This window comes from Streptomyces malachitofuscus (genome assembly GCF_055571035.1).
Genome location: NZ_JBVIGA010000001.1, coordinates 478,414 through 489,898 on the forward strand (window position 1 = coordinate 478,414; position 11,485 = coordinate 489,898).

An 11,485-nucleotide genomic window follows, 5' to 3' on the forward strand; every position below is an offset into this window, starting at 1 on the left:
CGCCCCCGCCCGCCGCACCGCTGCGACCACCACCGGAGACAATGGACCCCGTGCGCTACCGCATCCTCGGCACCACTCAGGCACTCCGTCCCGACGGCACCGCCGTCCCGGTCGGCGGGGCGCGGCTGCGCGCGCTGCTGACCGTGCTCGCCCTGCGGCCGGGGCGCACGGTCCCCGTGGGCCTCCTGGTCGACGAGGTGTGGGACGGTGACCCGCCGGCCGACGCGACCGGCGCGCTGCAGGCCCTGGTCGGCCGGCTGCGGCGGGTGCTCGGCGCCGGCGCGATCGCCTCCGCCGACGGCGGCTACCGGCTGACCGCCGCGCCCGACGACATCGACCTGCACCGTTTCGAGCGGCTGGCCGGCGAGGGCCTGCGCGCCCTGGCCGACGGCGACCCCGCCAAGGCGGCCGCCGTGCTCGACGACGCCCTCGCCCTGTGGCGCGGCGGGCCGGCCCTGGCCGGCCTGCCCGACCGCACCGCCGAGGCGGCCCGCGTCGAAACCCGGCACCTGGACGTGCTGCGCGCCCGGCACACCGCCGCCCTCGCCCTCGGCGAGGCCGAGCAGTCCCTGCCCGACCTCACCGCGCTGTGCGAGACCCACCCCCTCGACGAGCCCCTCCAGGCGCTGCGGCTGCGCGCCCTGCGCGACACCGGCCGTACCGCCGAGGCCCTCGCCGCCTACGACGACGTACGCCACCTGCTGGCCGACCGTCTCGGCTCCGACCCCGGCGCCGAACTGCGGGCGCTGCACGCCGAGCTGCTGGCACCCGGGCTGGGGCCCGCACCCGAGAGCCGCAGGAACGGGCCGCCCGGCAACCTGCGGGCCCGGCTGACCTCGTTCGTCGGCCGTGAGGCCGACATCGAGACCCTCCACGCGGACCTGGCCGCCGCCCGGCTGGTCACGCTCCTCGGACCCGGCGGCGCGGGCAAGACCCGGCTGTCCCAGGAGGCCGCCGAAACCGTACGGCAGACCGTCCCCGACGGCGTGTGGCTCGCCGAACTCGCCCCCGTCGACGACCCCGACGCCGTCCCCGAGGCCGTCCTCACCGCCGTCGGCGCACGCGAGACCGTCCTGTACGGCGCGGGCGCCGAAACCATGCGGGCCGTCGCCGACCGGCACACCGACCCGGTGGAACGTCTCGCCGAGCACTGCGGCCCCCGCCGCATGCTGCTGATCCTCGACAACTGCGAACACGTCGTCGAGGCGGCCGCCCACCTCGTCGAGGCGCTGCTGGAACGCTGCCCCCGCCTCACCGTCCTCGCCACCAGCCGCGAACCCCTGGGTGTGCGCGGGGAGTTGCTGCGCCCGGTGGAACCGCTGCCCGAGCCGGTCGCCCTGCGCCTGCTCGCCGACCGCGGGGCCGCGGCCCGCCCGGGCTTTCGCACCGACGCCGACGAGGACACCGCGCAGGCCTGCGCGGAGATCTGCCGCCGCCTCGACGGACTGCCCCTGGCCATCGAACTCGCCGCCGCCCGGCTGCGCATGCTCACCCCACGCCAGATCGCCGACCGGCTCGACGACCGCTTCCGTCTGCTCACCGGCGGCAGCCGCACCGTCCTGCCCCGGCAGCAGACCCTGCGGGCCGTCGTCGACTGGTCCTGGGACCTGCTCGACGAGGACGAACGCGACGTCCTCGGACGCATGTCGGTCTTCGCGGGCGGATGCGACCTCGCCGCCGCCGAAGCCGTGTGCGGACCGGTCGCACTCGGCGCGCTCGGCTCCCTCGTCGACAAGTCCCTGGTGGTGGCCGTCCCCTCGGGCGACGGCGGGATGCGCTACCGGCTCCTGGAGACCGTCGCCGAGTACGCCGGTGAACGCCTCGACGAAACCGGCCGGCGCGCGGAGGCGGAGCGGGCGCATCTGACGTACTTCCGTGAGGTCGCCCGCACCACCGAACCGATGCTGCGCGGCCCGCACCAGATCGCCGCCATCGCCCTGCTGGAGCGGGAGTACGAGAACGTGCGCACCGCCCTGCGCCACGCCCTCGCCCTGCGCGACGAACAGGAGGCGCTCTGCATCACCCTGTCGCTGACCTGGTACTGGCAGATGCGCGACCTGCGCATCGAGGCCCGCAACTGGTGCTCCGAGGTGATGGCCCTCGCCCCCGACCCGTTCACCGAACCCGTGCGGCCCGCCGCCCCGCTGTGGCAGCGCTGCACCGACAGCCCGCCCCCGATGACCGGCGAGGTCCTCGCCGAGGCCCGCCGCGGGGTGCACCTGGCCCATCTGGCCCACATGGACACCGAACTCGACGACTGGCAGACCCCGCAGGCACAGCACAAGCTGCGCCTCGTCGGCGCGACCTACGAGCCGGGCATGCCGCAAATCTGCCGTCCGCCCGGCCTGCTCTGGGTGTTCGCCGTGATGCTGACCGGCGACATGGAGCGGCTGCGCCAGGTGGTCGACGCGGCCATCCGCACCTGCCGGGCGAACCCCGGGTTCGAGTGGGAGCTGGCCTCCAACCTCCAGCTGCGCGCCAACTTCCTCGCCAACCGCAGCGACTGGGCCGGTGACGCCCGCCGCGACGCCGACGAGGCCCTGGAGATCCACCGCCGGCTCGGCGACACCTGGGGCATCGCCGAGGCCCACTCCGCACGCGGTGAGGCCCTCGAACGCGCCGGGGCGCACCAGGAGGCCGCCGCCGACTACGAGGCGGCGATCGGGCACGCCGAGCGCCTCGGCGCCCGGGCCCACACCGCCATCCTCACCGCCCGGCTGGGCAGCGCGCTGCTGGAGGCGGGCGAGGCGGAGCGCGGGGAGCGGCTGCTGCGCGAGGTCATCGACGACGTCAAAGGCCGGCACACCGAGGCGCTGCCGGCCGCCCGCCTCTTCCTGACCGGCTGGCTCTGCATGACCGGGCGCACGGCGGAGGCCCGGGAGCATCTGCGGGCGCTGCGCGAGGAGTTCCGCATCGCGCACTACGTCGTCTTCGACGCGTTCATCCTCGGTGCCGAGGCCTGGCTGGAGGTGGCCGACGGCAACGACGAACAGGCCCTGGTGATCACCCGCGAGGCGATCCGGCAGGCCGGCGACCCGCTGTCCGCCGCCATGGCGCCCCACATGCGCTCCGCGTACGTCACCACGGGCGCCATCGCCCTCGCCGGAATCGACGGCGGGCGGCACGCCCGGGACGCGGCCCGCTGCCTCGGCGCCGCCGACTCCTGGCTGCCGCCAGGACACCAGTCCGGGCAGGTGGAACGCGAGGTGCGCGCACGCGCAGAAGCACGTGTCCGGGCGGTAATCGGCGCCGCGTACGACACCGCGTACGCCGAGGGCGGCGGCCTCTCCCCGGAGGAGGCCGCCGCCCTGCTCGAACCGGCGTGATCAGGTCTTCGTACGGAACTTGTGGATCGCGATCGGTGCCATCACGGCCGTGATCCCCACCGACCAGCCCAGTGTCATCCACAGGTCGTCGGCGACCGGGCCGCCCACCATCAGCCCGCGCGCGGCGTCAGCCAGCGAGGACAGCGGGTTGTACTCGGTGAAGTTCTGCAGCCAGCCGGGCATCGACTGCGGCGGCGCGAAGATCGACGAGCCGAACTGCAGCGGCATCAGCACCAGGAAGCCCATCGCCTGCACCGACTGGGCGTTCTTCATCACCACACCCAGGGTGAGGAAGATCCACATCAGCGCCGAGCCGAACACCGCGGACAGCCCCACGGCCGCGAACAGCCCCGGCCAGTGGGTGATGTCGAAGCCGACCAGCACACCGACGACCAGCAGGATCGCGGTGGCGATCAGCATCCGCATCATCTCGACCGAGATCTTGGCGAACAGCACCGAGCCACGGCCGATCGGCAGCGACCGGAAGCGGTCCATGACCCCGGTGTTGAAGTCCTGGTTGAACCCGGTGCCCACTCCCTGGGCCATGTTCATGCCCATCATGGCCATCAGTCCGGGCACGATGTACTGCACGTACGCCTCCTGCCCGCCGCCCAGCGACTGCCCGATCGAGCCACCGAAGACGTACACGAACAGCAGGGTGAAGACGATCGGGAACAGCACGGCGTCGAACATCGACTCCGGGTCCTGCCGGATCCACAGCAGATTGCGGCGCACGAGAGCGCCGGTGTGCCGCACATGGGCACGCAGCGGGATACGCGCGTCCGCGCGGAGGTCGGTGCTCAGGGTGGTGGCGCTCATACGGCGACCGCCTCCTCGTGGGTCTCGGCGGGCACGGCGTCCTGCGGGGCACTGGCCCGGTGGCCGGTGAGGGACAGGAACACCTCGTCCAGGCTGGGCAGTTCGGTGCTGATGGAGCTGATCGTGATCCCGCGTGCGGTGACCGAGCCGACCACGGCGGTCAGCTGCTCGTCACTGAGCACCGGAACGAGCACGGCGCCCCGCTCGGTGTCCACCACGGTGCCGGCGAGCCCGGTGATGCCCTGCGCGTCGAGGGTGTCCGCCAGCGGACGCAACTGCAGCGGATCGGCCGGGCGGATCCGCAGCGTACGGCCGCCGACCTTGGCCTTCAGCTGCTCGATGCCGCCGCTCGCGATGACCTTGCCGCGGTCCACGACGGTCAGCTCGGAGGCGAGCTGCTCGGCCTCCTCCATGTACTGGGTGGTCAGCAGCACCGTCACCCCGTCCCCGACCAGCCGCTTGACCTCGTCCCACACCTCGTTGCGAGTACGGGGGTCGAGCCCCGTGGTCGGCTCGTCCAGGTACAGCACGGCCGGCCGGCCGATCATCGAGGCGGCCAGGTCCAGCCGGCGCCGCATGCCGCCCGAGTAGGTGGACACCGGCCGCCGGGCCGCCTCGGTGAGCGAGAACCGCTCCAGCAGCTCGTCGGCACGGGCGCGTGCCTCCTTGCGGGGCAGGTCGAGCAGGCGCCCGATCAGGTACAGGTTCTCCCAGCCCGGAAGCTTCTCGTCCACGGAGGCGTACTGCCCGGTCAGCCCGATCACCCGGCGCAGCTGCCGAGGCTGGCGGACCACGTCGTACCCGGCCACGGTGGCCTGCCCGGCCGTCGGTGCGAGCAGGGTCGACAGAATGCGCACCAGCGTGGTCTTCCCGGCCCCGTTCGGCCCGAGCACCCCCATCACGGTGCCCTCACGCACCTCCAGGTCGACCCCGTCCAGCGCCTTGGTCTCCCCGTAGTGCTTGACCAGCCCCCGTACCGAAACGGCGCTCCCCGGTTCCTTGTCGTTTCGCGTCATGCCGACGACACTCCCACCCCCCACCGACAAACCACCGACATCCCACCGACAGCCGGCCGACGGCACCGACAACACCCCAGGGCCACCGCAACCATCCATTGAGCAGCCAACAACGAACCGCACCACCTCCGCGAGAGCGGCGTCGGCTTGGGCGCAAAAAGGTGTCGGCCCCGCCGACGGGGGAAGATCAGCGGGGCCGACAGGTGGTGCCGCATTGGCTCAACGGCAGCGTGAGCGCTCAGTGCACGGAGTGCGCCTCCGTCGGAAACGCCCCGCCGACCACATCCTCCGCGAACGCCTTCGCCGCCCCGCTCATGACCTCACGCAGATCCGCGTACTGCTTGACGAACCTGGGCACACGCCCACCCGTCAGCCCCAGCATGTCGGTCCACACCAGCACCTGCGCGTCGGTCCGAGCCCCCGCCCCGATCCCGACGGTCGGAATCTGCAGCACCCGCGTCACCTCGGCCGCCAGCTCCGCCGGCACCAGCTCCAGCACCACCGCGAACGCGCCCGCGTCCTGGACGGCCTTGGCGTCCCGCAGCAGCTGCTGAGCCGCCTCCTCGCCGCGCCCCTGCACCCGGTAGCCCATCGCGTTCACCGACTGCGGGGTCAGCCCGATGTGGGCCATCACCGGAATCCCGGACTCCACCAGCAGCTCGATCTGCCGGTGCGACCGCTCGCCGCCCTCCAGCTTCACGGCGCCGACACCGGCCTCCTTGACCAGCCGGGTCGCCGAGCGCAGCGCCTGCACCGGCCCCTCCTGGTACGAGCCGAAGGGCAGGTCGCCCACGATCAGGGCGCGCGAGGTGCCCCGTACGACCGCGGCGGACAGCATGGTCATCTCGTCGAGGGTGACGGGCACGGTGGTGTCGTACCCGAGGTGGCAGTTGCCCGCGGAGTCGCCGACGAGCATGACCGGGATGCCGGCCTCGTCGAACACGGACGCGGTCATCGCGTCGTACGCGGTGAGCATGGGCCACTTCTCGCCGCGCTCCTTGGCGGCGGCGATGTCACGGACAGTGATACGGCGCGTGCCCTTGCCCCCGTACAGCGTCCTGCCGTCGGAGGGGGAACCGGACGTCGTCCCGGTCTGGGCAGCCGAAAGCTGCGTCATTGAACCGTCTCCCAACACGTCATCTCGAGGCGCCCTGACGGCGTCCCCGGACCACGTCCATGGTGGCACCTGGACCGCCGGAGGGCCAGAGGCGGCCCCGGAGGCCCGTATGAGCCCCCTCACCGGCCCTGTGCGCCCGGTGGCCCTCCACCGTCCCGGCGGGAGCGGGCAAGAACGGGGCACCACACTATCGATACGAGACGGTCTCGTATCGAAATTCGCTACGCTGGACCCCATGACTTCACCTGCCGCCCCTGCCCGCCGGGTCCCGGAAGCCGTGCACCGGCGCCGCTGGGCGATCCTCGGCGTGCTGATGCTGAGCCTGCTGATCGTCGTCCTGGACAACTCGATCCTGAACGTCGCCATCAAGACGATCTCCACCCCCGCCCCCACCGGCCTGGGCGCCACGCAGAGCGAGCTGGAGTGGGCCATCAACGCCTACACGCTCGTCTTCGCCGGCCTGCTCTTCACCGCGGGACTGCTGGGCGACCGGCTCGGCCGCAAGAAGGTGCTGATCGGCGGTCTCGCCGTGTTCGGCATCGGCTCGGCACTCGCCGCGTTCTCGGGCTCCCCGGCGGAGCTGATCGGCTTCCGCGCGGTGATGGGCCTGGGCGCGGCGTTCGTCATGCCGGCCACCCTGGCCGTCCTGATGAACGTCTTCGAACGCGACGAACAGCCCAAGGCCATCGGCATCTGGGCGGGCGGAGTGGGCCTGGCCATCGCCATCGGCCCGATCACCGGCGGACTGCTCCTGGACCACTTCTGGTGGGGCTCGGTCTTCCTCGTCAACGTGCCGATCGTCGTCCTCGCCGTCGCCCTGATGCTGTGGCTGGTCCCCGACTCCCGCGATCCGCGGCCCGGCCGCGTCGACCCCGTCGGTGTCGTGCTCTCGGTGACCGGCCTGGTCCTGCTGGTCTACGGCATCATCAAGGGCGGACAGCTCGCCGACTTCACCGACGGCACCGTGCTGACGACGATCGGCGCCGGTCTCGCCGTACTGGCCGCGTTCGTGGTGTTCGAGAAGCGCAGCGACCACCCGTCCATCGACATCACCTACTTCAGGAACAAGGTGTTCTCCGCCGCGATCGTCGCGATCGCGCTGGTGTTCTTCGCGCTCATGGGCGTGACGTTCTTCGCGGTGTTCTACACCCAGAGCGTGCGCGGCTACTCGCCGCTGGAGACGGGCCTGCTGATGCTGCCGCTGGCCGCGGCCCAGATGTTCTTCGCGCCCCAGGCGCGCCTCCTGGTGGACCGGTTCGGCAACAAGGCCACCACCACCGCAGGCCTTCTCCTGCTCGCCGCGACGCTGGCCGCCTTCGCGATCCTGGACGGGAACACGCCGATCTGGATCCTGGAGGTCATCTTCCTCCTGATGGGCACCGGCATGGCGTATGTGATGACGCCTGTCAGCGTCGTCATCATGCAGGCCCTGCCGCGGGAGAAGGCCGGCTCGGCGTCCGCGCTCAGCAACACCTTCCGCCAGGTCGGCGGCGCCCTCGGCATCGCCGTGCTCGGCTCGGTGCTGTCCACCGCCTACCGCACCGAGATCGAGGACAAGCTGGGGCTGCTCCCCGCCGGCGCCCGGCACGCCGCCGGGGAGTCCATCGAGGCCACCCTGGCCGTCGCGGACCGGCTCGGCCCGCGCGGCGAGGCCCTGGCCGGCGCCGCCGACGCCGCGTTCCTGCACGCCATGCACGTCACGGCTCTGTGGGGAGCGGGCGTCGCGGTACTGGGCGCGGTCGTCGTCGCCGTCTTCCTGCCGGGCCGCATGCCCGCGTCCGAAGAGGACGACCAGAAACCGGATTTCGTGTCGGCGGCGGACTGAAATCCCACGGCCGGCGGGCCGTTGCCGACGCCGACCGGGGAGAATCACCGCAGCCCACCGAAAGGATCCGACGACGTGAGTCCGGCCGACACCGGCCCCCGGCAGGAGGCACCCCCGCGGGGCCGCCCCCGCAGCGAGGCGGTCGAACGCGCCATCATGGAGACGGCGATGGCGCTCCTGGAGGACGGCGTGCCCCTCGCGGAACTCTCCATCGAGCGCATCGCCCGCACCGCGGGCGTCGGCAAGGCCACCATCTACCGCCGCTGGAACGGCAAGGAAGACCTCTTCGTCGACGTCATGCGGGCCGCCGAGCCCCCCGACCCCGAACTCCCCGGCACCTCCATGCGCGACGACCTCGTCGTGCTGCTGGAATCCCTACGGCTGCGCGGCCTGGCCGGCCGGACCTCGGCGATCCTGCACAACGTGCACGCCCAGATGAAGAGCAGCCCCAACCTCTGGGCGGCCTACCACAACACCGTCGTCCTGCCCCGCCGCAGGCTCGGCCTCGAGGTGCTGCGCAGGGGCCGGGACAACGGCGAACTGCGCGCCGACATCGACCTGGAACTCCTCAACGACATCGTCGTGGGCCCGATCCTGGTCCGCACGGTCATGCGCCCGGACGCGGACCTCCCGGACGACCTGGCCGAACGGGTCGTGGACACCCTCCTCGAGGGCCTACGCCCCGTCAAACCCTAGACGCCGAGCCCCCGGCCGCAATGTGCGCGTTTCGTCACAGACGCCACCCGGCACACCCTCACCCGGAACTCCCCGAGCGTCCTCGTACGTCCTCGCCCCCGTACGGCCGCTCCACGGCGGCAGGAAAGGAACCGATCATCCCCTAGGGTCTTACGGACACGGGGGCGACGGTGTGCACGGCAGGTTGTGAGGCGACGGTATGGCGCAGCAGGCGTACATGACGGAGACGGACAACGGAGGCTCGGGTCCCGAGCAGCCGGCTTCCCGGCTTCGACGCCTGTGGGACCGCGTGAGCGAGGGCTGGCGCGGCGACCGCCGCATCTGGCGCCGGGGACTGTTCGTGGCGGCGGGCGCGGCCCTGCTCTCCCTGGTCATGCTGGCCCACGCGCAGATCCCCAACGCGATCGGCAATCTGGGCAGCCTGGTCGAGACGTTCCTGCCCTGGCTGGGTCTGTTCATCCCGGTGCTGCTCGTCCTCGCGGTGCTCCGCAAGTCGGCGACGGCACTGATCGCCACGATCCTGCCCGCGGCCGTCTGGCTGAACCTCTTCGGCGGTCTGCTCACCGACAAGAACGCCGAGGGCGGGGACCTGACGGTGGCCACCCACAACGTCAACGCCGACAACCCGGACCCGTCCCGCACCGCCCGCGACGTGGCCTCCTCGGGCGCGGACGTGCTGGCCCTCGAAGAGCTCAAGGCCTCGAAGGTCCCGGCCTACGAGTCGGCGCTGGCGCCGACGTACAAGTACCACGCGGTGGTCGGAACCGTGGGGCTGTGGAGCAAGTACCCCCTGAGCGACGTGAAGGCCGTGGACATCCGCCTCGGCTGGAAGCGGGCGATGCGCGCCACGGTGGCGGCCCCCAGCGGCCGGGTCGCCGTCTACGTCGCCCACCTCCCGTCGGTCCGGGTGAAGATGGAGGCCGGCTTCACGGCCCGCCAGCGCGACAAGAGCGCCGACGCCCTGGGCGAGGCCATCGCGGCGGAACGCCTGCCGAACGTCGTCCTGCTCGGCGACCTGAACGGCACGATGAACGACCGCGCCCTGAACGCCGTCACCTCGCAGATGCGCTCCACCCAGGGCGCCGTGGGCAGCGGCTTCGGCTTCAGCTGGCCTGCGTCGTTCCCGATGGCGCGGATCGACCAGATCCTGGTCAAGGGTGCCGAACCGGAAGCGTCCTGGACCCTCCCGGCCACGGCCAGCGACCACCTCCCGATCGCCGCACGTGTGAAGGTCACCACACCGGACAACTGAAACCCCAGGTCAGCCCCGTCCTTTCACTCCCCGGCCACCTCACCGCAACGCCTCGGGAACACGGGACCTGCGAGACTTTGTTCCGTACGTGAACATAAAGCTCTCCGAAAGGTCCGCAGTCCATGCCTTTGGCCCTGCTCGCCCTTGCCGTGGGTGCCTTCGGCATCGGTACCACCGAGTTCGTCATGATGGGGCTGCTCCCCGACGTGGCGAACGACCTGGGCATCTCCCTCCCCAGCGCGGGCCACCTGGTCTCGGCCTACGCCCTCGGCGTGGTCGTCGGCGCCCCGCTGCTGGCCGCGGCCACCGCACGGATGCCCCGCCGCACGGTCCTGATCGCCCTCATGGCCCTCTTCGTCGCGGGCAACGCCCTCTCGGCGTTCGCCCCCGACCACACCTGGCTCCTGGCCGCCCGCTTCCTCAGCGGCCTGCCGCACGGCGCGTTCTTCGGTGTGGGCGCGGTGGTCGCCACGACGATGGCGGCCCCGGACCGCAGGGCGCCCGCTCCGTCTCCCTGATGTTCCTCGGCCTGACCATGGCCAACGTGGCGGGTGTCCCCGTGGCCACGCTCATGGGCCAGCACTTCGGCTGGCGGGCCACCTTCCTCGCCGTGAGCGCGATCGGCCTCGCCGCGATAGCGTCCCTGGCCCTCCTGATCCCGCGGGAGAACACGCCCGCCCCCCGGGCCGCGCTCCGCGGCGAACTGGCGGCCCTGCGCTCACTCCCGGTCTGGCTGGCCCTCGGTACGACGGTGGCGGGCTTCGGTGCCCTCTTCGCGGCGTACAGCTACATCACCCCGATGCTGACCGACACCGCGGGCTACGCCGAGACGAGCGTGACGCTGCTGCTGGCCCTGTTCGGCGTGGGCGCGACGGCCGGCAACCTGCTGGGCGGACGCCTGGCCGACCACTCCCTGCGGGCCACCCTCTTCGGAGGACTTGCGTCACTGACGGCGATCCTCGCGCTGTTCCCGCTGCTGATGCGGACGGAGATCAGTGCGGCGGTGGCGGTGACACTGCTGGGCACGGCGGCGTTCGTGACGGGGTCGCCGTTGCAGCTGATGGTCATGGAGAAGGCCGCCGCGGCGCCGTCGCTGGCGTCCTCCGCGAACCAGGCGGCCTTCAACCTGGCGAACGCGGGGGGTGCGTGGGTCGGCGGTCTGGCCCTGTCGTCCGGCTTCGGACCGACGTCCCCGGCGGTGGCGGGGGCGCTGCTGTCCGCCTTCGGCATCGGCGTGGCGTGTGTCGCGTACGCGGTGGACCGGGGTTCCGTGCGGATGGCTCGGCGCGAGCGGGTGATCGCAAGGCGCGTACGCCCGCTGGACGCCGTGCGCTGACCTGGTCGGGGCGGTGCCTTTGGGCGCCGTGCGCGTCCGTGGGCCGGGGGCGGGTTGCGCAGCCCGGCGCCTCAACGCTGCCGCGTGGGGTGCGGGCG

Annotated in this window: 7 protein-coding genes and 1 pseudogene; 5 read left to right on the forward strand and 3 right to left on the reverse strand. The window is 72.3% G+C overall.

Annotated elements, in window-relative coordinates:
* Positions 1 to 41 precede the first annotated feature (41 nt).
* Positions 42 to 3,326, forward strand: coding sequence for an AfsR/SARP family transcriptional regulator (locus ACZ44S_RS02170; RefSeq protein WP_466923423.1), 3,285 nt, complete (start codon positions 42 to 44; stop codon positions 3,324 to 3,326).
* Here the strand turns inward: ACZ44S_RS02170 and ACZ44S_RS02175 are convergent, their stop codons facing one another.
* The 3 genes from ACZ44S_RS02175 to panB form a co-directional block, all read right to left on the reverse strand.
* Entirely contained in the window at positions 3,327 to 4,145 is an 819-nt protein-coding gene (locus tag ACZ44S_RS02175) for an ABC transporter permease (protein WP_190162199.1), read from the reverse strand.
* Positions 4,142 to 5,161 carry an ATP-binding cassette domain-containing protein gene (locus ACZ44S_RS02180; RefSeq protein ID WP_466923427.1) on the reverse strand — a complete coding sequence of 340 codons (1,020 nt, stop codon included), beginning with the start codon at positions 5,159 to 5,161 and terminating at the stop codon, positions 4,142 to 4,144. The genes ACZ44S_RS02175 and ACZ44S_RS02180 overlap by 4 nt, the downstream gene beginning before the upstream one ends.
* 238 nt (positions 5,162 to 5,399) lie before the next feature.
* Positions 5,400 to 6,278, reverse strand: coding sequence for a 3-methyl-2-oxobutanoate hydroxymethyltransferase (panB, locus tag ACZ44S_RS02185; protein ID WP_466923429.1), 879 nt, complete (start codon positions 6,276 to 6,278; stop codon positions 5,400 to 5,402).
* Positions 6,279 to 6,513: 235 nt separating this feature from the next.
* Between panB and ACZ44S_RS02190 the strand changes: the two genes are divergently transcribed.
* From ACZ44S_RS02190 to ACZ44S_RS02205, 4 genes and pseudogenes are all read left to right on the forward strand, one after another.
* Complete coding sequence (locus ACZ44S_RS02190; RefSeq protein WP_466923432.1) at positions 6,514 to 8,103, forward strand: MFS transporter; 1,590 nt, start codon at positions 6,514 to 6,516, stop codon at positions 8,101 to 8,103.
* Between the two features lie 75 nt (positions 8,104 to 8,178).
* Entirely contained in the window at positions 8,179 to 8,799 is a 621-nt protein-coding gene (locus ACZ44S_RS02195) for a TetR/AcrR family transcriptional regulator (RefSeq protein WP_466923434.1), read from the forward strand.
* A gap of 199 nt (positions 8,800 to 8,998) precedes the next feature.
* On the forward strand, positions 8,999 to 10,051 hold the full coding sequence (locus ACZ44S_RS02200; RefSeq protein ID WP_466923436.1) for an endonuclease/exonuclease/phosphatase family protein: 1,053 nt from the start codon (positions 8,999 to 9,001) through the stop codon (positions 10,049 to 10,051).
* A gap of 122 nt (positions 10,052 to 10,173) precedes the next feature.
* A pseudogene (locus tag ACZ44S_RS02205) lies at positions 10,174 to 11,387 on the forward strand (MFS transporter).
* Positions 11,388 to 11,485 lie beyond the last annotated feature (98 nt).

What these genes read in the sequence shown, in the direction of transcription:
- ACZ44S_RS02170 (WP_466923423.1), top strand. Translation starts at nt 42, where the DNA reads ATGGACCCCGTGCGCTACCGCATCCTCGGCACCACTCAGGCACTCCGT.
- ACZ44S_RS02175 (WP_190162199.1), bottom strand. Translation starts at nt 4,145, where the DNA reads ATGAGCGCCACCACCCTGAGCACCGACCTCCGCGCGGACGCGCGTATC.
- ACZ44S_RS02180 (WP_466923427.1), bottom strand. Translation starts at nt 5,161, where the DNA reads ATGACGCGAAACGACAAGGAACCGGGGAGCGCCGTTTCGGTACGGGGG.
- panB (WP_466923429.1), bottom strand. Translation starts at nt 6,278, where the DNA reads ATGACGCAGCTTTCGGCTGCCCAGACCGGGACGACGTCCGGTTCCCCC.
- ACZ44S_RS02190 (WP_466923432.1), top strand. Translation starts at nt 6,514, where the DNA reads ATGACTTCACCTGCCGCCCCTGCCCGCCGGGTCCCGGAAGCCGTGCAC.
- ACZ44S_RS02200 (WP_466923436.1), top strand. Translation starts at nt 8,999, where the DNA reads ATGGCGCAGCAGGCGTACATGACGGAGACGGACAACGGAGGCTCGGGT.